The following is an 18,785-nucleotide window of genomic DNA, read 5'->3' as shown; positions in this document are numbered from 1 at the left end:
CCATGGAAGCCAGGGCCCAGGCGCGGTACATCCGCGTCACGCCCATGAAGGCCCGCCGCGTGGTGGACCTTATCCGTGGCATGGATGCCACGGAGGCTCAGGCGGTCCTGCGTTTCGCCCCGCAGGCCGCGAGCGTGCCCGTCGGCAAGGTGCTGGACAGCGCCATTGCCAACGCGGCGCACAACTACGACCACACCGACGCCGACAGCCTCTTCATCTCCGAGGCGTACGTCGACGAGGGCCCGACCCTGAAGCGGTTCCGTCCGCGTGCCCAGGGCCGTGCCTACCGGATCCGCAAGCGGACCAGCCACATCACCGTGGTCGTCAGCAGCAAGGAAGGAACCCGGTAATGGGCCAGAAGGTAAACCCGCACGGGTTCCGGCTCGGCGTCACGACGGACTTCAAGTCCCGCTGGTACGCCGACAAGCTGTACAAGGACTACGTCAAGGAAGACGTCGCCATTCGTCGCATGATGACGAAGGGCATGGAGCGCGCCGGTATCTCCAAGGTGGAGATCGAGCGCACCCGTGAGCGCGTCCGCGTTGACATCCACACCGCTCGTCCGGGCATCGTCATCGGCCGCCGTGGCGCCGAGGCCGACCGCATCCGCGGCGAACTGGAGAAGCTGACCGGCAAGCAGGTCCAGCTGAACATCCTCGAGGTCAAGAACCCCGAGACCGATGCTCAGCTCGTGGCCCAGGCCGTCGCCGAGCAGCTGTCCTCCCGCGTCTCCTTCCGTCGCGCCATGCGTAAGAGCATGCAGTCGACGATGAAGGCCGGCGCCAAGGGCATCAAGATCCAGTGCGGTGGCCGTCTCGGCGGTGCCGAGATGTCCCGCTCGGAGTTCTACCGCGAGGGCCGTGTGCCCCTGCACACCCTCCGGGCCAACGTCGACTACGGCTTCTTCGAGGCCAAGACCACCTTCGGCCGCATCGGCGTGAAGGTCTGGATCTACAAGGGCGACGTCAAGAACATCGCCGAGGTCCGTGCGGAGAACGCCGCCGCCCGTGCGGGTAACCGCCCGGCCCGCGGTGGCAACGACCGCCCGCGCCGCGGTGGCGAGCGTGGCGGCCGCGGCCGCAAGCCGCAGCAGCAGAACGCCGCTGCCGAGGCCCCCAAGGCCGAGGCCGCAGCCGCTGCTCCGGCTGAGAGCACCGGACAGGAGGCCTGACCGACATGCTGATCCCTCGCAGGGTCAAGCACCGTAAGCAGCACCACCCGAAGCGCAACGGCATGGCCAAGGGTGGCACCGAGCTGGCCTTCGGTGAGTACGGCATCCAGGCCGTCACCCCGGCGTACGTGACGAACCGTCAGATCGAGTCGGCTCGTATCGCCATGACCCGTCACATCAAGCGTGGCGGCAAGGTCTGGATCAACATTTACCCGGACCGCCCGCTCACGAAGAAGCCGGCCGAGACCCGCATGGGTTCCGGTAAGGGTTCTCCCGAGTGGTGGGTCGCGAACGTCAAGCCCGGTCGGGTGATGTTCGAGCTGTCCTTCCCGAACGAAAAGGTTGCCAAGGAGGCGCTGACCCGCGCCGCCCACAAGCTTCCGATGAAGTGCCGCATCGTGCGGCGCGAGGCAGGTGAGTCGTGATGGCGGCCGGTACCAAGGCGACCGAGCTGCGCGAGCTGAACAACGAGGACCTCGTTGCCAAGCTTCGTGAGGCCAAGGAGGAGCTGTTCAACCTCCGCTTCCAGGCGGCGACCGGACAGCTTGAGAACCACGGTCGGCTCAAGTCCGTCCGTAAGGACATCGCCCGGATCTACACCCTGATGCGTGAGCGTGAGCTGGGCATCGAGACGGTGGAGAGCGCCTGATGAGCGAGAAGAATGTGACTGAGACGAACGACCGCGGCTTCCGCAAGACCCGTGAGGGTCTCGTCGTCAGCGACAAGATGGACAAGACCGTCGTCGTCGCCGTCGAGGACCGCGTCAAGCACGCGCTGTACGGCAAGGTCATCCGCCGTACCAACAAGCTCAAGGCGCACGACGAGCAGAACGCCGCGGGTGTCGGCGACCGCGTCCTCCTCATGGAGACCCGGCCGCTGTCCGCCTCGAAGCGCTGGCGCATCGTCGAGATCCTCGAGAAGGCCAAGTAGGCAGTTCCCGTAAGGGAACTCCACGAAATACCGCCTGAGGGTTCCCCCTCAGGTCAGTTCCGCCAGGCTCGGTGGGGCTCCGTTTCACCGCGGGGCCCCGCCGGGAACCGGCAGACGATCAGGAGATAGACGTGATCCAGCAGGAGTCTCGGCTTCGCGTCGCCGACAACACGGGTGCGAAGGAAATTCTCACCATCCGTGTTCTCGGTGGCTCGGGCCGGCGCTACGCGGGCATCGGTGACGTCATCGTCGCCACCGTGAAGGACGCGATCCCCGGTGGCAACGTGAAGAAGGGTGACGTCGTCAAGGCCGTCATCGTTCGCACCGTCAAGGAGCGCCGCCGTCCGGACGGCTCGTACATCCGCTTCGATGAGAACGCGGCCGTCATCCTCAAGAACGATGGCGACCCCCGCGGCACCCGTATCTTCGGCCCCGTGGGCCGTGAGCTGCGCGAGAAGAAGTTCATGAAGATCATCTCGCTCGCGCCGGAGGTGCTGTAACCGATGAAGATCAAGAAGGGCGACCTGGTCCAGGTCATCACCGGTAAGGACAAGGGCAAGCAGGGCAAGGTCATCGCGGCCTTCCCCCGCGAGGACCGTGTCCTGGTCGAGGGTGTCAACCGGGTCAAGAAGCACACCAAGGCCGGCCAGACCGCGCGCGGCTCGCAGACCGGCGGCATCGTCACCACCGAGGCCCCGGTGCACGTGAGCAACGTGCAGCTCGTCGTGGAGAAGGACGGCAAGAAGGTCGTCACCCGCGTCGGCTACCGCTTCGACGACGAAGGCAACAAGATCCGCGTTGCCAAGCGGACCGGTGAGGACATCTGATGACTGCCACCACCAACGCGCCGCGTCTCAAGCAGCGCTACCGCGAAGAGATCGCCGGGAAGCTGAAGGACGAGTTCTCGTACGAGAACGTCATGCAGATCCCCGGTCTGACCAAGATCGTGGTCAACATGGGTGTGGGCGACGCCGCCCGCGACTCCAAGCTGATCGACGGTGCCATCAAGGACCTCACCACGATCACCGGCCAGAAGCCGGCCGTCACCAAGGCCCGGAAGTCCATCGCGCAGTTCAAGCTGCGTGAGGGTCAGCCGATCGGTGCCCACGTCACCCTCCGCGGTGACCGCATGTGGGAGTTCCTGGACCGCCTGCTGTCGCTCGCGCTGCCGCGCATCCGCGACTTCCGTGGTCTGTCGCCGAAGCAGTTCGACGGCCGCGGTAACTACACCTTCGGTCTCACGGAGCAGGTCATGTTCCACGAGATCGACCAGGACAAGATCGACCGTACCCGGGGTATGGACATCACCGTGGTCACCACGGCGACCAACGACGACGAGGGCCGCGCCCTTCTGCGTCACCTCGGCTTCCCGTTCAAGGAGGCGTGAGCGAGATGGCGAAGAAGGCTCTGATCGCGAAGGCTGCTCGCAAGCCCAAGTTCGGTGTGCGCGCCTACACCCGCTGCCAGCGCTGTGGCCGCCCGCACTCCGTGTACCGCAAGTTCGGCCTCTGCCGCGTGTGCCTTCGTGAGATGGCTCACCGTGGCGAGCTGCCGGGCGTGACCAAGAGCTCCTGGTAATCCCCCAGTTGGGATGACCCGGAAGCTCTCGGTAAGCATCCGGTCGGCAGGCGCCCCGCCCTTCGTCCCGTAGGGTAGAAGGGTTGGGCGCCCCGCCGCCCGAGACCGACCGCGGGCAACACGCCCGCATAACGTCGCTTACTACGCCGTAGGTCCCCGTGCCGCACCCGTCCCGACTCGGATCGGGGAGAGGGATGGCACATATAGGAAACCCCGGCGAGAGAGGCCGAAGGCCAATTCATGACCATGACTGATCCCATCGCAGACATGCTGACCCGTCTGCGGAACGCGAACTCGGCGTACCACGACACCGTCGTGATGCCGCACAGCAAGATCAAGTCTCACATCGCGGAGATCCTCCAGCAGGAGGGCTACATCACCGGCTGGAAGGTTGAGGACGCCGAGGTCGGCAAGAACCTCATCCTCGAGCTGAAGTTCGGCCCGAACCGCGAGCGCTCGATCGCCGGCATCAAGCGCATCTCGAAGCCGGGCCTGCGGGTCTACGCAAAGTCCACCAACCTGCCGAAGGTCCTCGGCGGCCTGGGCGTGGCGATCATCTCCACGTCCCACGGTCTCCTGACCGGCCAGCAGGCCAGCAAGAAGGGCGTGGGTGGGGAAGTCCTCGCCTACGTCTGGTAATCAGGGAACGGAGGAAGAGCTAATGTCGCGCATTGGCAAGCTGCCCATCCAGGTTCCCGCTGGTGTGGACGTCACCATCGATGGCCGCACGGTCAACGTGAAGGGTCCCAAGGGCTCCCTTTCGCACACCGTCGCCGCGCCCATCGAGGTCGCCAAGGGTGAGGACGGCGTCATCAGCGTCTCCCGCCCGAACGACGAGCGTCAGAACAAGGCCCTTCACGGCCTGTCCCGCACGCTGGTGGCGAACATGATCACCGGCGTGACCGCGGGCTACAGCAAGGCGCTCGAAATCAGCGGTGTCGGCTACCGCGTCCAGGCCAAGGGCTCCAACCTGGAGTTCTCCCTGGGCTACAGCCACCCGATCCTCGTCGAGGCGCCCGAAGGTATCTCCTTCAAGGTCGAGTCCCCGACGAAGCTCAGCGTCGAGGGCATCGACAAGCAGAAGGTCGGCGAGGTTGCGGCGAACATCCGCAAGCTGCGCAAGCCTGACCCGTACAAGGCCAAGGGCGTCAAGTACGCCGGCGAGGTCATCCGCCGCAAGGTCGGAAAGGCTGGTAAGTAAGCCATGGCATACGGTGTGAAGATCGCGAAGGGCAACGCCCGCAAGGGTGCCGCCCTCAAGCGGCGCCACATCCGCATCCGTAAGCGGATTTCGGGTACGCCGGAGCGTCCGCGTCTGGTCGTGACGCGCTCCAACCGCGGCATCACCGCCCAGGTCATCGACGACATCGCGGGCCACACGCTCGCGTCGGCGTCGCACCTGGACGCGTCGATCCGTGGCGGCGAGGGCAGCAAGGGCGACCAGGCCAAGCAGGTCGGTTCCCTGGTCGCCGAGCGCGCCAAGGCCGCCGGCGTCGAGGCCGTCGTGTTCGACCGCGGTGGCAACCAGTACGCCGGGCGCATTGCCGCTCTGGCGGACGCCGCCCGCGAAGCCGGGCTGAAGTTCTAAGCCCCGGTTCCGGAGCTAGCGGACGTAACAGAGAGAGGTAAATCCAATGGCTGGACCCCAGCGCCGCGGCAGCGGTGCCGGTGGCGGCGAGCGGCGGGACCGGAAGGGTCGCGACGGTGGCGCTGCCGCCGAGAAGACCGCATACGTTGAGCGCGTTGTCGCGATCAACCGTGTCGCCAAGGTTGTCAAGGGTGGTCGTCGTTTCAGCTTCACCGCGCTGGTCGTGGTGGGCGACGGTGACGGCACCGTAGGTGTCGGTTACGGCAAGGCCAAGGAAGTTCCGGCTGCCATCGCCAAGGGCGTGGAAGAGGCCAAGAAGAACTTCTTCAAGGTCCCCCGTATCCAGGGCACCATCCCGCACCCCATCCAGGGCGAGAAGGCTGCGGGCGTCGTCCTGCTCAAGCCGGCTTCCCCCGGTACCGGTGTGATCGCCGGTGGCCCGGTGCGCGCCGTCCTGGAGTGCGCGGGCATCCACGACGTCCTGAGCAAGTCGCTCGGTTCGTCGAACCCGATCAACATCGTGCACGCCACGGTGACCGCGCTTCAGGGCCTTCAGCGCCCCGAGGAGATCGCGGCCCGTCGTGGCCTGCCGCTGGAGGACGTTGCTCCCGCAGCCCTGCTGCGTGCGCGTGCCGGGGTGACTGCGTAATGCGCATCAAGATCACCCAGACCAAGTCCTACATCGGTAGCAAGCAGAACCACCGCGACACGCTGCGCACGCTCGGCCTCAAGCGGCTGAACGACAGCGTCGTCCGGGAGGCCCGCCCCGAGGTCGTCGGCATGGTGCACACCGTCCGTCACCTCGTGACGGTTGAGGAGGTCGACTGACATGGCGGAGCAGAACCCGCTGAAGGTCCACAACCTCCGTCCTGCCCCGGGCGCCAAGACCGCCAAGACCCGTGTGGGTCGTGGTGAGGCGTCCAAGGGTAAGACCGCTGGTCGTGGTACCAAGGGCACCAAGGCCCGTTACCAGGTTCCGGAGCGCTTCGAGGGTGGGCAGATGCCCCTCCACATGCGCCTCCCGAAGCTGAAGGGCTTCAAGAACCCCGCCCACAAGCAGTTCCAGGTCGTGAACCTGGAGAAGCTGGCCGCGCTCTACCCGCAGGGTGGCGAGGTCACGGTGGCCGACCTGGTCGCCAAGGGCGCGGTGCGCAAGAACGAGCTCGTCAAGGTCCTGGGCCAGGGCGAGATCTCCGTGGCGCTGCAGGTGACGGTTGACTCCGTCTCCGGCTCCGCCAAGGAGAAGATTGCCGCTGCCGGCGGCACCGTCACCGAACTCCTCTGAGTTCGTTGGTTCAACTGACCGGGGATGCCCATCGTTTGGGGCATCCCCGGTTGGTCGTTCCACGGGGGTACGGTCGCCGGTAAGGTGGCCTGCCGGTGCAACTTTTTAACGGGGAAGCACCGGCCCCCCGCCGCACGGCCCCGGCTGTGCGGCGTTTCAGGCCGCTTTTATTCGTCGATCCTCAAGACCGTCACCTCTCGCCCGTCCGGCGGGGGGCGCAGGAGGCACCGTGCTCACCGCGTTCGCCCGAGCGTTCAAGACGCCCGACCTGCGCAAAAAGCTGCTGTTCACGTTGGGCATCGTCGTGCTCTACCGGATCGGTGCCCATGTCCCGATCCCCGGGGTGAACTACGCGAACGTCGAGACCTGCATGAAGCAGGCCGGCGGCAACAGCGGATTGTTCGCCCTGGTGAACATGTTCAGCGGTGGTGCGCTGCTGCAGATCACGATCTTCGCGCTGGGGATCATGCCGTACATCACGGCGAGCATCATCCTTCAGCTGCTGACCGTTGTCATTCCCCGGTTGGAAGCCCTCAAGAAGGAGGGCCAGACCGGCCAGGCGAAGATCACCCAGTACACCCGCTATCTGACCGTCGCGCTGGCGATCCTGCAGGGCACCGGCCTGGTGGCCACCGCGCGCAGCGGCGCCCTCTTCAACGGCTGTCCGGTCGCCAGCGAGATCGTGCCCAGCGACTCGATCTTCACCACCATCACCATGGTCATCACGATGACCGCCGGTACCGCGGTGGTCATGTGGCTCGGTGAACTGGTCACCGACCGTGGCATCGGCAACGGCATGTCGATCCTGATGTTCATCTCGATCGCCGCCGGTTTCCCGGGCGCCCTCTGGCAGATCAAGACCACCGGCAAGCTCGCCGACGGCTGGATCGAGTTCTTCGCGGTGATCGCCGTCGGCCTGGCGATGGTGGCCCTGGTGGTCTTCGTCGAGCAGGCGCAGCGCCGGATCCCGGTGCAGTACGCGAAGCGCATGATCGGACGCCGTTCCTACGGCGGTACGTCCACGTACATCCCGCTCAAGGTGAATCAGGCGGGTGTGATTCCCGTCATCTTCGCGTCGTCGTTGCTCTACATTCCGGCCCTGATCGCGCAGTTCAGCGGCTCGGACGCGGAGTGGGCCCGGTGGATCTCCACGAACTTCACCAAGGGAAACCACCCGGTTTACATCGTTACGTACTTCTTGTTGATCGTGTTCTTCGCCTTCTTCTACGTGGCGATCTCCTTCAACCCCGAAGAAGTTGCCGACAACATGAAGAAGTATGGTGGCTTCATCCCGGGCATCCGGGCTGGTCGCCCGACGGCCGAGTACCTCAGCTACGTGCTCAACCGGATCACGTGGCCGGGCTCGCTGTACCTGGGGCTGATCGCACTCGTGCCAACAGTGGCGTTGGTGCTGTTCAACGCGAACCAGAACTTCCCGTTCGGCGGGACGAGCATCCTGATCATCGTGGGTGTGGGTCTGGAGACCGTGAAGCAGATCGAGAGCCAGCTTCAGCAGCGCAACTACGAAGGGTTCCTCCGCTGATGCGAATCGTCCTCGTCGGACCCCCGGGAGCCGGTAAGGGTACGCAGGCCGCGTACCTCGCCCGGAACCTTGAGATCCCGCACATCTCCACGGGTGACCTGTTCCGCGCCAACATCAGCCAGGGCACGCCCCTCGGCGTCGAGGCCAAGTCCTACATGGACGCCGGCAACCTCGTCCCGGACTCGGTCACCATCAGGATGGCCGAGGACCGCATGGAGCAGGCCGACGCGGCCGGAGGCTTCCTGCTGGACGGGTTCCCGCGCAACCTCGGTCAGGCCGAGGCGCTCGACACCTACCTCAAGGGCAAGGGCATCACGCTGGACGCGGTGCTCGACCTGGAGGTCCCCGAGGACGAGGTCGTCAAGCGGATCGCCGGCCGCCGGATCTGCCGGAAGAACTCCGCGCACGTCTTCCACGCCGAGTACAGCAAGCCGAAGACCGACGGCGTCTGCGACGTCTGCGGCGGCGAGCTCTACCAGCGCGACGACGACCACGAGGACACGGTGCGTAAGCGCCTGGAGGTCTACCACTCGGAGACCGAGCCGATCATCGACTACTACAAGGCGCAGGAACTCGTCGTGACGATTCCCGCCCTCGGCAAGGTCGAAGAGGTCACGCAGCGGGCGATGTCCGCTCTCGGACGCGGCGAGTAACCTCCGCGTACGCTTCGATACGGCCGCGGTGCCCTGCCCAGGGCGCCGCGGCCGTATCGTATGGAGGGGCGGGCGCGCCCGCGCGGTGGTCGGCCGTGCGAACGACGCGGTTGTCGGCACAGTCGGTTCAGGAAGGCGTTACCCGCCATGGTGGAGATCAAGACCCCTCAGCAGATCGCGAAGATGCGCGAGGCGGGGCTGGTGGTCGCCGCCATCCATGCCGCGACCCGGGAGGCGGCGGTGCCGGGGGCGACCACCCGCGATCTCGACGAGGTGGCCCGCAAGGTCCTGGCCGAGCACGGTGCGAAGTCGAACTTCCTCGGGTACGGCGGTTTCCCCGCGACGATCTGCACGTCGGTGAACGACGTCGTCGTCCACGGCATCCCGGACGACGAAACGGTGCTGCGGGACGGCGACATCATCTCCATCGACTGCGGCGCGATCATCGAGGGCTGGCACGGCGATGCCGCGTACACCGCGTTCGTCGGGTCCGGGCACTCCGCGGAGCTGGTCGAGCTGAGCCGGGTGACCGAGGAGTCCATGTGGGCCGGGATCGCCGCGGTGGCCAAGGGCAACCGGCTGATCGACATCTCCAAGGCGATCGAGGGCTACATCCGCCGCCAGCCGCGCCCGGCCTGCGGGAAGTACGGCATCGTCGAGGAGTACGGCGGCCACGGCATCGGCTCGCAGATGCACATGGACCCGCATCTGCTGAACTACGTCGACCGCAAGCGCGGCCGCGGCCCGAAGCTGGTGCCCGGGTTCTGCATCGCGATCGAGCCGATGGTCAACCTCGGCACGCACAAGACGCACGTCCTGGACGACGAGTGGACGGTCAAGACGAACGACGGCGGCTGGTCCTCGCACTGGGAGCACTCGGTGGCGCTGACCGAGGAGGGCCCGCTGGTGCTGACCGCGGTCGACGGCGGCAAGGCGAAGCTGGCCGAGCTGGGTGTCACGGCGGCGCCGGACCCGCTCGCGGGGGCCTGACGGCGGGACCGGACCCCGGAGGTCGTGCGGAGGAAGTGCGACGGTCCGCGGGGCGATGGCGTAAGGATCTCCCCGGGTGGGCAATAATCGTGGATTCGTCTTTTCGGGGCCTCTGACGTAGACTGACGCGTCGGCTCTCGTGCATCCGTGTGCCTGCCTTCAAGGTGGGCGTCCTCCGGGACATGCCGTGCGGACACTTCGAGAGTTGATCAAGGTAGCCGATTCGAAAGGCGAAGCGTGGCCAAGAAGCAAGGTGCCATCGAGATCGAGGGCACCGTGATCGAGTCTCTGCCGAACGCGATGTTCAAGGTGGAGCTCCAGAACGGTCACAAGGTCCTCGCGCACATCAGCGGCAAGATGCGGATGCACTACATCCGTATCCTCCCGGATGACCGGGTCGTGGTGGAGCTCTCTCCGTACGACCTGACGCGTGGCCGGATCGTCTACCGCTACAAGTAGATCTTGTCGAAGCCCCGCTCCGTCGGGGTGACGGCACTGACCCGGAGAACCTCACACCCATGAAGGTCAAGCCGAGCGTCAAGAAGATCTGCGACAAGTGCAAGGTGATCCGCCGCCACGGCCGGGTCATGGTCATCTGCGACAACCTGCGCCACAAGCAGCGCCAGGGCTGACGCACGCCGACCACCTGCATTTCGCAGTTCGCGCGACGCACGTAATTCGTACATACGCAGACACCCGACCCCCGCGTCTTTCGCGTGGGACGAAACCCCCGGCTCGGAGGCCGGGGCCCGGCTCGTAATTCAGCTGAGTCTTACGGGAACGGTGCTGCGGAAGACCTCCGAATAGCCATCAGGAGCCACATCAATGGCACGCCTCGCAGGCGTTGATCTCCCGCGCGAAAAGCGCGTCGAGGTCGCCCTCACCTATGTCTTCGGCATCGGGCGCACGCTGTCGCAGCAGACCCTCGCCGCCACCGGCGTGGACCCCAACACGCGGGTTCGCGACCTGGCCGAGGAAGACCTGGTCAAGATCCGCGAGTACGTGGACAACAACCTCAAGACCGAGGGTGACCTCCGTCGCGAGATCCAGGCCGACATCCGCCGCAAGGTCGAGATCGGCTGCTACCAGGGTCTGCGTCACCGCCGCGGCCTTCCGGTCCACGGTCAGCGCACCAGCACGAACGCCCGCACCCGCAAGGGCCCGCGTCGCGCGATCGCCGGCAAGAAGAAGCCGGGCAAGAAGTAGTCCTCAGCAGGACGCACTGCGGTTCCGTTTTCCCGGGCCGCGGAAGTCAGCGGTCTTCGCTGTAGGACCGACCACCTCCATTAGGAGAATTTCATGCCTCCGAAGGGCCGTACGGCCGGCGCCAAGAAGGTGCGCCGCAAGGAGAAGAAGAACGTCGCCCACGGGCACGCTCACATCAAGAGCACGTTCAACAACACGATCGTTTCGATCACCGACCCGACCGGCAACGTGATTTCCTGGGCCTCGGCCGGTCACGTGGGCTTCAAGGGTTCGCGTAAGTCGACTCCGTTCGCCGCGCAGATGGCTGCCGAGTCGGCCGCCCGTCGCGCGCAGGAGCACGGCATGCGCAAGGTCGACGTGTTCGTCAAGGGTCCCGGCTCCGGCCGTGAGACCGCGATCCGCTCCCTCCAGGCCACCGGCCTCGAGGTGGGTTCGATCCAGGACGTCACCCCGACCCCGCACAACGGCTGCCGCCCTCCCAAGCGCCGCCGCGTCTGACCCACTGAAGTAGGAGACAACTAGACAATGGCGCGTTACACCGGGGCCGACTGCAAGCGTTGCCGTCGGGAGAAGCAGAAGCTCTTCCTCAAGGGGAGCAAGTGCGAGAGCGCGAAGTGCCCGATCGAGATCCGTCCTTACCCCCCGGGTGAGCACGGTCGCGGGCGCACCAAGGACAGCGAGTACCTGCTCCAGCTTCGTGAGAAGCAGAAGTGCAGCCGCATCTACGGTGTCCTTGAGAAGCAGTTCGTGAACTACTACAAGGAAGCGAACCAGAAGACCGGCAAGACCGGTGAGAACCTTCTGCGCATCCTTGAGACCCGCCTCGACAACGTGGTCTACCGGGCCGGCTTCGCCAAGTCCCGCGACCACGCCCGTCAGCTGGTGCGTCACGGACACATCAACGTGAACGGCCGCAAGACCGACATCCCGTCGGCCCGCGTCTCCGTGAACGACATCATCGAGGTCCGCGAGGGCTCCCGGAACCTGACCCCCTTCGAGGTGGCCAAGGCCGAGGCCGGCGAGAAGACCGTTCCGGCGTGGCTGGAAGCGATCCCGTCGAACCTCCGGATCCTCGTGCACAGCCTGCCCGAGCGCCAGGTGATCGACACCCAGGTGCAGGAGCAGCTGATCGTTGAGCTCTACTCCAAGTAAGTAGGGCGACGGGCTCGGGCGGCACAGGTTCTTCGGAACCGTGTGCCGCCCGTACCCTTGTCAGCAGAGGGCGTCAAATAGCGGGCGCCCACGACTGAAGGAACACACATGCTTATCGCTCAGCGTCCGTCGCTGACCGAAGAGGTCGTCGACGAGTACCGCTCCCGGTTCGTGATCGAGCCCCTGGAGCCGGGCTTCGGTTACACCCTGGGTAACTCCCTCCGCCGTACGCTCCTCTCCTCGATCCCGGGTGCGGCGGTCACGTCGATCCGTATCGACGGTGTCCTGCACGAGTTCACCACCGTGCCGGGCGTCAAGGAGGACGTCACCGACCTCATCCTCAACATCAAGCAGCTGGTCGTCTCCTCGGAGCACGACGAGCCGGTCGTGATGTACCTGCGCAAGCAGGGCCCGGGTCTGGTCACCGCCGCCGACATCGCGCCCCCGGCCGGTGTCGAGGTCCACAACCCGGACCTGGTCCTGGCGACCCTGAACGCCAAGGGCAAGCTGGAGATGGAGCTGACCGTCGAGCGCGGTCGCGGCTACGTCTCCGCGGTGCAGAACAAGCAGGTCGGCCAGGAGATCGGCCGGATCCCGGTCGACTCGATCTACTCGCCGGTCCTCAAGGTCACCTACAAGGTCGAGGCCACGCGTGTCGAGCAGCGCACCGACTTCGACAAGCTGATCGTCGACGTCGAGACCAAGCAGGCCATGCGCCCGCGCGACGCCATGGCGTCGGCCGGTAAGACCCTGGTCGAGCTGTTCGGTCTCGCCCGCGAGCTGAACATCGACGCCGAGGGCATCGACATGGGCCCGTCCCCGACGGACGCCGCCCTCGCCGCCGACCTGGCGCTGCCGATCGAGGAGCTGGAGCTCACCGTTCGGTCGTACAACTGCCTCAAGCGTGAGGGCATCCACTCGGTGGGCGAGCTGGTGGCCCGCTCCGAGGCGGACCTGCTCGACATCCGCAACTTCGGTGCGAAGTCGATCGACGAGGTCAAGGCCAAGCTCGCGGGCATGGGCCTGGCGCTGAAGGACTCGCCCCCCGGGTTCGACCCGACCGCCGCGGCCGACGCCTTCGGCGCGGACGACGACGCGGACGCCGGTTTCGTGGAGACCGAGCAGTACTGAGTTCCACCGGCCGGGCCCGGGGCGCGTACCCCGGGCCCGGCCGTGCGTGATCTTCCGCGGGGCGCCCGCCTCGTGGGAACTGACACCGGTACCTGATACGGCCGGTGCAGCAATGAAGGAGAAACACCATGCCGAAGCCCACCAAGGGTGCCCGTCTGGGCGGTAGCGCGGCGCACGAGCGTCTCATGCTGCGCAACCTGGCCACCGCGCTCTTCGAGCACGGCCGCATCACGACGACCGAGGCCAAGGCCCGCCGTCTGCGTCCGTACGCCGAGCGTCTCGTGACCAAGGCGAAGAAGGGTGACCTGCACAACCGTCGTCAGGTCATGCAGCTGATCTCGGACAAGAGCGTCGTGCACACGCTGTTCACCGAGATCGCCCCGCGGTTCGAGAACCGCCCGGGTGGTTACACCCGCATCACCAAGATCGGTGCGCGCCGTGGCGACAACGCCCCCATGGCCGTCATCGAGCTGGTGGAGGCGCTGACCGTGGCCCAGCAGGCCACCGGTGAGGCCGAGGCCGCCACCAAGCGTGCGGTCAAGGAAGACGCGCTGAAGAAGGACGCCGCCGAGGCGACCGAGGCGCCGGCCGAGGAGTCCAAGGACGCCTGAGGCCGCTGAGTCCTGCGGGCGGGCCCGTTCCCTTCGGGGAGCGGGCCCGTTCCGTTTGCCGTGCTCTGAGAGGATCGACGGGTGAGCGATGAGGTGGAGCCCGGGCGCGTCCGGGTGCGGCTGGATCTTTCGTACGACGGATCGGAGTTCTCCGGCTGGGCGAAGCAGCGCGAGCAGCGCACCGTCCAGGGGGAGCTGGAGGAAGCGCTGCGGACGGTGACCCGTTCCGGCGAGACGTACGAGCTGACCGTGGCGGGGCGGACGGACGCCGGGGTGCATGCGCGCGGGCAGGTGGCGCATGTGGATCTGCCGGAGGAGCTGTGGGCCGAGCACGGTGACCGGCTGCTGCGGCGGCTGGCGGGGCGGCTGCCGAAGGACGTCCGGGTGTGGCGGGCCGCGGAGGCGCCGTACGGCTTCAACGCGCGGTTCTCGGCGATCTGGCGGCGGTACGCGTACCGGGTCACCGACCATCCCGGGGGAGTGGACCCGCTGCTGCGCGGCCATGTGCTGTGGCACGACTGGGCGCTCGACGTGGACGCGATGAACGCGGCGTCGCAGGCGCTGCTGGGTGAGCACGACTTCGCGGCGTACTGCAAGCGGCGTGAGGGGGCGACGACGATCCGTACGCTCCAGGAGCTGAGCTGGGCGCGGGACGCGGACGGGGTCGTCACGGCGACGGTGCGGGCGGACGCGTTCTGCCACAACATGGTGCGGTCGCTGGTCGGCGCGCTGCTGTTCGTCGGTGACGGGCACCGGCCGGTCGACTGGCCGGGCAAGGTGCTGGCCGCGGGCGTGCGGGACTCGGCGGTGCACGTGGTGCGGCCGCACGGGCTGACGCTGGAGGAGGTCGGCTACCCGGCCGACGACCAGCTGATGGCACGGAATCTGGAGGCCCGGAACCGGCGGACGCTGCCGGGGGCCGGGTGCTGCTGAGGCAGCCGGGACGAGGTGTGCGGGCCGGGCACGGTGGTGCCCGGCCCGTGGCCGTCAGCCCTGCTGCTGCTCCTGGGCGGCCTTCGCCGCCTGGTCCTTGCCGCGCTGGATGATGCGGGCGAAGGCGTAGGACTCGCCGTCGCGGCCGATCTGGAGGGCCGGGGCGGACTTCTGCGTGACGCGCGTGCCGTCGAGGTAGCCGGCGATGGTGAAGTACGCGTACCGGCCGGTGGCGTTGGCGGTCATCCGGCAGGCGGTGCCGCGGCAGAACGCCTCGCCGACGTGGCCGCCGGCGAGCGGGGCGAGATTGCCGGATGCCTTGGCCTTGACGCGTTCGGCGGCGTCGGGGGAGTCCAGGGCGGCGATGCCGATGGTGACCGCGACGCCGTCCTTGGCGTAGGTGGCGCGCAGCAGCGCCTCGCAGCCGTTGTGCTTCAGCAGGGAGCCGAGCGCGCCCTGCGTACCGGCGGTGCAGTCCTTCGTGGCGGACTGCGCGGTGCGCGGGTAGGTGTGCTCGCCGATGACCATGGCCTTGTCGGGGAAGAGGGCGGCCGTGGTCAGCGGGGCGCGGTCCTTCGTACGGTCGGTGATGTAGTCCCGCGGGTTGGGCGGCGGGGGGACCGAGACGTCGGAGAAGGACGGGTGCGGCTCGGGGGCGGTGGAGCCGGAGGCGGCGACGTCCTCGGTCGGCTTGTTGTCGGAGCCGCCGCTGAGGACCGTGGCGGTCGCGACGATGCCCGCCACGGCGAGGGCGGCCAGCGCCCCGCCGCCGATCATCAGCCAGCGCTTGCGCCGGGCGCCCGCCTCGCTCTGCTCGGCGAGTGCCTCCCAGTCCGGGGTGGACCCGGACCCCCCTGGGCCGTCGAACGGCCCCCCATGCCCAAAGCTCATGCCGCGCATCCTAACGACCTGGGCTGTCCGCGCGGCCAGCTCCCGGACCGTAATCGGGTTGGGGAAAGCGGGGCCGGGCGGCGACAATCCGGTCCATGGGACATGTGGAGGCCGGGCACCTGGAGTACTACCTGCCGGACGGGAGGGTGCTGCTCGGGGACGTCTCGTTCCGGGTCGGTGAGGGCTCGTCGGTGGCGCTGGTGGGGGCCAACGGCGCGGGCAAGACGACACTGCTGCGGCTGCTCGCCGGGGAGCTGACGCCGCACGGCGGCTCGGTCACCGTCGGCGGCGGCCTCGGTGTGATGCCGCAGTTCGTGGGGTCGGTACGGGACGAGCGCACCGTGCGTGACCTGCTGGTCTCCGTGGCGCCGCCGCGGCTGCGGACGGCCGCGCGGGCGGTGGACGCCGCGGAGGAGGCCGTGATGACGGTCGACGACGAGGCCGCGCAGATGGCGTACGCGCAGGCGCTCAGCGACTGGGCGGAGGCGCGCGGCTACGAGGCCGAGACGGTCTGGGACATGTGCACCACCGCCGCGCTGGGGATGCCGTACGAGAAGGCGCAGTGGCGGCTGGTGCGGACGCTCTCCGGCGGTGAGCAGAAGCGGCTGGTGCTGGAGTCGCTGCTGCGCGGCACCGACGAGGTGCTGCTGCTGGACGAGCCGGACAACTACCTGGACGTGCCGGGCAAGCGGTGGCTGGAGGAGCAGCTGCGGCAGACGAAGAAGACGGTGCTCTTCGTCAGCCACGACCGGGAGCTGCTGGCGCGCGCCGCCGACAAGATCGTCAGCGTGGAGCCGGGGCCCGCCGGGTCGGACGTCTGGGTGCACGGCGGCGGCTTCGCGACGTACCACGCGGCGCGCAAGGAGCGGTTCGCCCGCTTCGAGGAGCTGCGGCGGCGCTGGGACGAGAAGCACGAGCAGCTGAAGAAGCTGGTGCGGAATCTGCGGCAGGCGGCGGAGAACAGCCACGACATGGCCTCGCGCTACCACGCGGCGCAGACCAGGCTGCGGAAGTTCGAGGAGGCCGGGCCGCCGCCGGAGCCGCCGCGGGAGCAGGAGATCACCATGCGGCTGCGCGGCGGCCGCACCGGTGTCCGTGCCGTGACCTGCACGGATCTGGAGCTGACCGGGCTGATGAAGCCGTTCTCGCTGGAGGTCTTCTACGGCGAGCGGGTCGCGGTGCTGGGCTCGAACGGCTCCGGCAAGTCGCACTTCCTGCGGCTGCTGGCCCAGGACGCGGAGCGCCCGGTCGCGCACACCGGGCAGGTCAAGCTGGGCGCCCGGGTGGTGCCCGGGTACTTCGCGCAGACCCACGCCCACCCGGAGCTGACCGGCCGCACCCTGCTCGACATCCTCTGGACGGAGCACGCCAAGGACCGCGGCGCCGCGATGAGCGCGCTGCGCCGTTACGAGCTGGAGCGCCAGGCGGAGCAGCGGTTCGAGCGGCTGTCGGGCGGGCAGCAGGCGCGGCTGCAGATCCTGCTGCTCGAACTGGCGGGCGCGACGGCGCTGCTGCTGGACGAGCCGACCGACAACCTCGACCTGGAGAGCGCCGAGGCGCTCCAGGAGGGCCTGGAGGCGTACAGCGGGACGGTGCTGGCGGTGACGCACGACCGCTGGTTCGCCCGCGCCTTCGACCGCTTCCTGGTCTTCGGCGCGGACGGTGTGGTCCGGGAGACGACGGAGCCGGTGTGGGACGAGGGCCGGGTGGCGCGGGAGCGGTGACGGCGGCGCGTGCGGTCCGTACGGGGCCGTCCGGGTGAGGGGTCTCGCCCGTACGGGGCCCGGCGGATGCCCGCAGGGGCGCCGGTCCGGGGCTCCCGGAGTCGTCCACCGGTTCGAGCCGCGTTTTGACCCGGCCGGGGGCGGGCCGGTATTCTGCCAGTTCGTTATGCGTATTGGCTTGCTCTATCTCACGTGAGGGGCCCTTACGCCGGCCACCGGGCCGATGAACCGGCGGCGGACGATCGGGTTGCGTCACCCGTAGCGCCGCAGTGCCGGTCCGATCGACCGAGGTGCCAGTACAGGACCCCGTCTCCTGAGTCTCCTCCGGGAGGCGCGGGCGACCCCATCACTGAAGAAGCGAAGGCTACGACCGTGCGTACGTTCAGCCCCAAGCCCGGCGATGTCCAGCGCCAGTGGCACGTCATTGACGCGCAGGACGTTGTCCTGGGCCGTCTGGCCTCTCAGGCCGCGTCCCTTCTGAGGGGCAAGCACAAGCCGGTGTACGCGCCGCACGTTGACACCGGTGACTTCGTCATCATCATCAACGCCGACAAGGTGCACCTGTCCGGCAACAAGCGCAGCCAGAAGCTGGCCTACCGCCACTCCGGTTTCCCGGGTGGTCTGCGCTCCGTCCGGTACGACGAGCTGCTCGACAAGAACCCCGAGAAGGCCGTCGAGAAGGCCATCAAGGGCATGCTCCCCAAGAACACCCTCGGCCGTCAGATGCTCTCGAAGCTGAAGGTCTACGCGGGCGCCGAGCACCCGCACGCTGCTCAGCAGCCGGTCCCGTTCGAGATCACCCAGGTCGCGCAGTAAGTCCGGCCACCCCCTAAGACGAAAAGAATCTGAGGAGCATCGTGGCCGAGACCACTCCCGAGAACGTCATCGAGAACGAGGACGTCGTCGAGGAATACACCACCGAGACCGAGGTCGTGGAGGGTGAGTACACCTCCGAGTCCCTCGCCTCCCGCTTCGGCGACCCGCAGCCGGCCGCCGGCCTGGGCCGTCGCAAGAACGCCATCGCCCGCGTCCGGATCGTTCCGGGCACCGGTCAGTGGAAGATCAACGGTCGCACCCTTGAGGGCTACTTCCCCAACAAGGTGCACCAGCAGGAAGTCAACGAGCCCTTCAAGGTGCTCGAGCTCGACAACCGCTACGACGTGGTCGCCCGTATCTCCGGCGGCGGCATCTCCGGCCAGGCCGGTGCGCTGCGCCTGGGCGTCGCCCGTGCGCTGAACGAGGCGGACGTCGAGAACAACCGCGGCACCCTGAAGAAGGCCGGGTTCCTCAAGCGTGACGACCGTGCGGTCGAGCGCAAGAAGGCCGGTCTCAAGAAGGCCCGCAAGGCGCCGCAGTACAGCAAGCGCTAATCGCGCGCGCTGCGCTCGCAGCACTTTCC

General features: G+C 67.6%; 30 protein-coding genes. 29 read left to right on the top strand and 1 reads right to left on the bottom strand.

What is annotated here, in order from left to right:
- Nucleotides 1–2: 2 nt before the first annotated feature.
- The 26 genes from rplV to truA all read left to right on the top strand — a co-directional run bounded on the left by rplV (nucleotide 3) and on the right by truA (nucleotide 14,771).
- Nucleotides 3–350, top strand: coding sequence for a 50S ribosomal protein L22 (gene rplV / locus ACF1BH_RS18495; RefSeq protein WP_003974262.1), 348 nt, complete (start codon nucleotides 3–5; stop codon nucleotides 348–350).
- A complete protein-coding gene (rpsC, locus tag ACF1BH_RS18490; RefSeq protein WP_030283450.1) occupies nucleotides 350–1,171 on the top strand; it encodes a 30S ribosomal protein S3 in 822 nt (273 codons plus the stop codon). Before rplV ends, rpsC begins: the two co-directional genes overlap by 1 nt.
- Nucleotides 1,172–1,176: 5 nt before the next feature.
- Nucleotides 1,177–1,596, top strand: coding sequence for a 50S ribosomal protein L16 (gene rplP / locus ACF1BH_RS18485; protein ID WP_004571829.1), 420 nt, complete (start codon nucleotides 1,177–1,179; stop codon nucleotides 1,594–1,596).
- A complete protein-coding gene (rpmC, locus tag ACF1BH_RS18480; protein ID WP_030283449.1) occupies nucleotides 1,596–1,820 on the top strand; it encodes a 50S ribosomal protein L29 in 225 nt (74 codons plus the stop codon). The genes rplP and rpmC overlap by 1 nt, the downstream gene beginning before the upstream one ends.
- Nucleotides 1,820–2,101, top strand: coding sequence for a 30S ribosomal protein S17 (rpsQ, locus tag ACF1BH_RS18475; RefSeq protein ID WP_030283447.1), 282 nt, complete (start codon nucleotides 1,820–1,822; stop codon nucleotides 2,099–2,101). Before rpmC ends, rpsQ begins: the two co-directional genes overlap by 1 nt.
- 131 nt (nucleotides 2,102–2,232) lie before the next feature.
- Nucleotides 2,233–2,601 (top strand): 50S ribosomal protein L14, encoded by a 369-nt coding sequence (rplN, locus tag ACF1BH_RS18470; protein ID WP_003974257.1) that lies wholly within the window; start codon nucleotides 2,233–2,235, stop codon nucleotides 2,599–2,601.
- A 3-nt stretch (nucleotides 2,602–2,604) separates the two neighbouring features.
- Entirely contained in the window at nucleotides 2,605–2,928 is a 324-nt protein-coding gene (gene rplX, locus ACF1BH_RS18465; RefSeq protein ID WP_018847498.1) for a 50S ribosomal protein L24, read from the top strand.
- Nucleotides 2,928–3,488, top strand: coding sequence for a 50S ribosomal protein L5 (rplE, locus tag ACF1BH_RS18460; RefSeq protein WP_143940040.1), 561 nt, complete (start codon nucleotides 2,928–2,930; stop codon nucleotides 3,486–3,488). Before rplX ends, rplE begins: the two co-directional genes overlap by 1 nt.
- Before the next feature lie 5 nt (nucleotides 3,489–3,493).
- The gene (locus tag ACF1BH_RS18455) at nucleotides 3,494–3,679 is read left to right on the top strand and encodes a type Z 30S ribosomal protein S14 (RefSeq protein ID WP_003956452.1); all 186 of its coding nucleotides are present in this window, start codon (nucleotides 3,494–3,496) and stop codon (nucleotides 3,677–3,679) included.
- A 240-nt stretch (nucleotides 3,680–3,919) separates the two neighbouring features.
- On the top strand, nucleotides 3,920–4,318 hold the full coding sequence (gene rpsH / locus ACF1BH_RS18450) for a 30S ribosomal protein S8 (RefSeq protein ID WP_004571835.1): 399 nt from the start codon (nucleotides 3,920–3,922) through the stop codon (nucleotides 4,316–4,318).
- Nucleotides 4,319–4,340: 22 nt separating this feature from the next.
- On the top strand, nucleotides 4,341–4,880 hold the full coding sequence (gene rplF / locus ACF1BH_RS18445; protein WP_391643519.1) for a 50S ribosomal protein L6: 540 nt from the start codon (nucleotides 4,341–4,343) through the stop codon (nucleotides 4,878–4,880).
- A 3-nt stretch (nucleotides 4,881–4,883) separates the two neighbouring features.
- Nucleotides 4,884–5,267, top strand: coding sequence for a 50S ribosomal protein L18 (rplR, locus tag ACF1BH_RS18440; protein ID WP_030283441.1), 384 nt, complete (start codon nucleotides 4,884–4,886; stop codon nucleotides 5,265–5,267).
- Nucleotides 5,268–5,313: 46 nt separating this feature from the next.
- Nucleotides 5,314–5,916 carry a 30S ribosomal protein S5 gene (gene rpsE, locus ACF1BH_RS18435; RefSeq protein ID WP_006604888.1) on the top strand — a complete coding sequence of 201 codons (603 nt, stop codon included), beginning with the start codon at nucleotides 5,314–5,316 and terminating at the stop codon, nucleotides 5,914–5,916.
- Nucleotides 5,916–6,095 carry a 50S ribosomal protein L30 gene (rpmD, locus tag ACF1BH_RS18430; RefSeq protein ID WP_030283440.1) on the top strand — a complete coding sequence of 60 codons (180 nt, stop codon included), beginning with the start codon at nucleotides 5,916–5,918 and terminating at the stop codon, nucleotides 6,093–6,095. The genes rpsE and rpmD overlap by 1 nt, the downstream gene beginning before the upstream one ends.
- A 1-nt stretch (nucleotide 6,096) precedes the next feature.
- A complete protein-coding gene (gene rplO / locus ACF1BH_RS18425; RefSeq protein ID WP_030283439.1) occupies nucleotides 6,097–6,552 on the top strand; it encodes a 50S ribosomal protein L15 in 456 nt (151 codons plus the stop codon).
- A gap of 229 nt (nucleotides 6,553–6,781) precedes the next feature.
- Complete coding sequence (gene secY / locus ACF1BH_RS18420; protein ID WP_391643518.1) at nucleotides 6,782–8,095, top strand: preprotein translocase subunit SecY; 1,314 nt, start codon at nucleotides 6,782–6,784, stop codon at nucleotides 8,093–8,095.
- Nucleotides 8,095–8,748, top strand: a complete 654-nt coding sequence (locus tag ACF1BH_RS18415; RefSeq protein WP_391643517.1) for an adenylate kinase — start codon at nucleotides 8,095–8,097, stop codon at nucleotides 8,746–8,748. The genes secY and ACF1BH_RS18415 overlap by 1 nt, the downstream gene beginning before the upstream one ends.
- A gap of 147 nt (nucleotides 8,749–8,895) precedes the next feature.
- Complete coding sequence (map, locus tag ACF1BH_RS18410; protein ID WP_391643516.1) at nucleotides 8,896–9,738, top strand: type I methionyl aminopeptidase; 843 nt, start codon at nucleotides 8,896–8,898, stop codon at nucleotides 9,736–9,738.
- A 237-nt stretch (nucleotides 9,739–9,975) separates the two neighbouring features.
- Complete coding sequence (infA, locus tag ACF1BH_RS18405; RefSeq protein WP_003956442.1) at nucleotides 9,976–10,197, top strand: translation initiation factor IF-1; 222 nt, start codon at nucleotides 9,976–9,978, stop codon at nucleotides 10,195–10,197.
- Nucleotides 10,198–10,256: 59 nt separating this feature from the next.
- Nucleotides 10,257–10,370: a 50S ribosomal protein L36 gene (rpmJ, locus tag ACF1BH_RS18400; protein ID WP_003956441.1), complete on the top strand. Its 114-nt coding sequence runs from the start codon at nucleotides 10,257–10,259 to the stop codon at nucleotides 10,368–10,370.
- Nucleotides 10,371–10,563: 193 nt separating this feature from the next.
- The gene (rpsM, locus tag ACF1BH_RS18395) at nucleotides 10,564–10,944 is read left to right on the top strand and encodes a 30S ribosomal protein S13 (protein ID WP_100604412.1); all 381 of its coding nucleotides are present in this window, start codon (nucleotides 10,564–10,566) and stop codon (nucleotides 10,942–10,944) included.
- 93 nt (nucleotides 10,945–11,037) lie between these two features.
- Nucleotides 11,038–11,442: a 30S ribosomal protein S11 gene (rpsK, locus tag ACF1BH_RS18390; protein ID WP_004571845.1), complete on the top strand. Its 405-nt coding sequence runs from the start codon at nucleotides 11,038–11,040 to the stop codon at nucleotides 11,440–11,442.
- A gap of 27 nt (nucleotides 11,443–11,469) precedes the next feature.
- Nucleotides 11,470–12,096, top strand: a complete 627-nt coding sequence (rpsD, locus tag ACF1BH_RS18385; protein ID WP_136741304.1) for a 30S ribosomal protein S4 — start codon at nucleotides 11,470–11,472, stop codon at nucleotides 12,094–12,096.
- Between the two features lie 108 nt (nucleotides 12,097–12,204).
- Entirely contained in the window at nucleotides 12,205–13,227 is a 1,023-nt protein-coding gene (locus ACF1BH_RS18380) for a DNA-directed RNA polymerase subunit alpha (RefSeq protein ID WP_143940049.1), read from the top strand.
- 128 nt (nucleotides 13,228–13,355) lie between these two features.
- Nucleotides 13,356–13,838 carry a 50S ribosomal protein L17 gene (gene rplQ / locus ACF1BH_RS18375; RefSeq protein ID WP_391643515.1) on the top strand — a complete coding sequence of 161 codons (483 nt, stop codon included), beginning with the start codon at nucleotides 13,356–13,358 and terminating at the stop codon, nucleotides 13,836–13,838.
- An 81-nt stretch (nucleotides 13,839–13,919) separates the two neighbouring features.
- On the top strand, nucleotides 13,920–14,771 hold the full coding sequence (truA, locus tag ACF1BH_RS18370) for a tRNA pseudouridine(38-40) synthase TruA (protein WP_391643514.1): 852 nt from the start codon (nucleotides 13,920–13,922) through the stop codon (nucleotides 14,769–14,771).
- Nucleotides 14,772–14,825: 54 nt separating this feature from the next.
- Here the strand turns inward: truA and ACF1BH_RS18365 are convergent, their stop codons facing one another.
- The gene (locus tag ACF1BH_RS18365) at nucleotides 14,826–15,662 is read right to left on the bottom strand and encodes a hypothetical protein (RefSeq protein ID WP_391643513.1); all 837 of its coding nucleotides are present in this window, start codon (nucleotides 15,660–15,662) and stop codon (nucleotides 14,826–14,828) included.
- A gap of 95 nt (nucleotides 15,663–15,757) precedes the next feature.
- On the opposite strand from ACF1BH_RS18365, the gene ACF1BH_RS18360 reads away from it, so the two are divergent.
- The 3 genes from ACF1BH_RS18360 to rpsI all read left to right on the top strand — a co-directional run bounded on the left by ACF1BH_RS18360 (nucleotide 15,758) and on the right by rpsI (nucleotide 18,756).
- Nucleotides 15,758–17,386 carry an ABC-F family ATP-binding cassette domain-containing protein gene (locus ACF1BH_RS18360; protein ID WP_391643512.1) on the top strand — a complete coding sequence of 543 codons (1,629 nt, stop codon included), beginning with the start codon at nucleotides 15,758–15,760 and terminating at the stop codon, nucleotides 17,384–17,386.
- A gap of 372 nt (nucleotides 17,387–17,758) precedes the next feature.
- Nucleotides 17,759–18,202 carry a 50S ribosomal protein L13 gene (gene rplM, locus ACF1BH_RS18355; RefSeq protein ID WP_391643511.1) on the top strand — a complete coding sequence of 148 codons (444 nt, stop codon included), beginning with the start codon at nucleotides 17,759–17,761 and terminating at the stop codon, nucleotides 18,200–18,202.
- Between the two features lie 41 nt (nucleotides 18,203–18,243).
- Entirely contained in the window at nucleotides 18,244–18,756 is a 513-nt protein-coding gene (rpsI, locus tag ACF1BH_RS18350; RefSeq protein ID WP_030283420.1) for a 30S ribosomal protein S9, read from the top strand.
- Nucleotides 18,757–18,785: the final 29 nt, after the last annotated feature.

The sequence above is a fragment of the Streptomyces sp. NPDC014733 genome (assembly GCF_043083385.1).
In the GTDB taxonomy this organism is placed as follows: Bacteria; Actinomycetota; Actinomycetes; order Streptomycetales; family Streptomycetaceae; genus Streptomyces.
The sequence above is the reverse complement of the archived record's forward strand: the minus strand, read 5'-3'. Positions and strand labels throughout refer to the sequence as shown.

Excerpts from the sequence above, each read along its gene's own strand:
- rplV (WP_003974262.1), top strand. The coding sequence starts at position 3 with ATGGAAGCCAGGGCCCAGGCGCGGTACATCCGCGTCACGCCCATGAAG.
- rpsC (WP_030283450.1), top strand. The coding sequence starts at position 350 with ATGGGCCAGAAGGTAAACCCGCACGGGTTCCGGCTCGGCGTCACGACG.
- rplP (WP_004571829.1), top strand. The coding sequence starts at position 1,177 with ATGCTGATCCCTCGCAGGGTCAAGCACCGTAAGCAGCACCACCCGAAG.
- rpmC (WP_030283449.1), top strand. The coding sequence starts at position 1,596 with ATGGCGGCCGGTACCAAGGCGACCGAGCTGCGCGAGCTGAACAACGAG.
- rpsQ (WP_030283447.1), top strand. The coding sequence starts at position 1,820 with ATGAGCGAGAAGAATGTGACTGAGACGAACGACCGCGGCTTCCGCAAG.
- rplX (WP_018847498.1), top strand. The coding sequence starts at position 2,605 with ATGAAGATCAAGAAGGGCGACCTGGTCCAGGTCATCACCGGTAAGGAC.
- rplE (WP_143940040.1), top strand. The coding sequence starts at position 2,928 with ATGACTGCCACCACCAACGCGCCGCGTCTCAAGCAGCGCTACCGCGAA.
- ACF1BH_RS18455 (WP_003956452.1), top strand. The coding sequence starts at position 3,494 with ATGGCGAAGAAGGCTCTGATCGCGAAGGCTGCTCGCAAGCCCAAGTTC.
- rpsH (WP_004571835.1), top strand. The coding sequence starts at position 3,920 with ATGACCATGACTGATCCCATCGCAGACATGCTGACCCGTCTGCGGAAC.
- rplF (WP_391643519.1), top strand. The coding sequence starts at position 4,341 with ATGTCGCGCATTGGCAAGCTGCCCATCCAGGTTCCCGCTGGTGTGGAC.
- rplR (WP_030283441.1), top strand. The coding sequence starts at position 4,884 with ATGGCATACGGTGTGAAGATCGCGAAGGGCAACGCCCGCAAGGGTGCC.
- rpsE (WP_006604888.1), top strand. The coding sequence starts at position 5,314 with ATGGCTGGACCCCAGCGCCGCGGCAGCGGTGCCGGTGGCGGCGAGCGG.
- rpmD (WP_030283440.1), top strand. The coding sequence starts at position 5,916 with ATGCGCATCAAGATCACCCAGACCAAGTCCTACATCGGTAGCAAGCAG.
- rplO (WP_030283439.1), top strand. The coding sequence starts at position 6,097 with ATGGCGGAGCAGAACCCGCTGAAGGTCCACAACCTCCGTCCTGCCCCG.
- ACF1BH_RS18415 (WP_391643517.1), top strand. The coding sequence starts at position 8,095 with ATGCGAATCGTCCTCGTCGGACCCCCGGGAGCCGGTAAGGGTACGCAG.
- map (WP_391643516.1), top strand. The coding sequence starts at position 8,896 with ATGGTGGAGATCAAGACCCCTCAGCAGATCGCGAAGATGCGCGAGGCG.
- rpmJ (WP_003956441.1), top strand. The coding sequence starts at position 10,257 with ATGAAGGTCAAGCCGAGCGTCAAGAAGATCTGCGACAAGTGCAAGGTG.
- rpsM (WP_100604412.1), top strand. The coding sequence starts at position 10,564 with ATGGCACGCCTCGCAGGCGTTGATCTCCCGCGCGAAAAGCGCGTCGAG.
- rpsK (WP_004571845.1), top strand. The coding sequence starts at position 11,038 with ATGCCTCCGAAGGGCCGTACGGCCGGCGCCAAGAAGGTGCGCCGCAAG.
- rpsD (WP_136741304.1), top strand. The coding sequence starts at position 11,470 with ATGGCGCGTTACACCGGGGCCGACTGCAAGCGTTGCCGTCGGGAGAAG.
- ACF1BH_RS18380 (WP_143940049.1), top strand. The coding sequence starts at position 12,205 with ATGCTTATCGCTCAGCGTCCGTCGCTGACCGAAGAGGTCGTCGACGAG.
- rplQ (WP_391643515.1), top strand. The coding sequence starts at position 13,356 with ATGCCGAAGCCCACCAAGGGTGCCCGTCTGGGCGGTAGCGCGGCGCAC.
- ACF1BH_RS18365 (WP_391643513.1), bottom strand. The coding sequence starts at position 15,662 with ATGAGCTTTGGGCATGGGGGGCCGTTCGACGGCCCAGGGGGGTCCGGG.
- ACF1BH_RS18360 (WP_391643512.1), top strand. The coding sequence starts at position 15,758 with ATGGGACATGTGGAGGCCGGGCACCTGGAGTACTACCTGCCGGACGGG.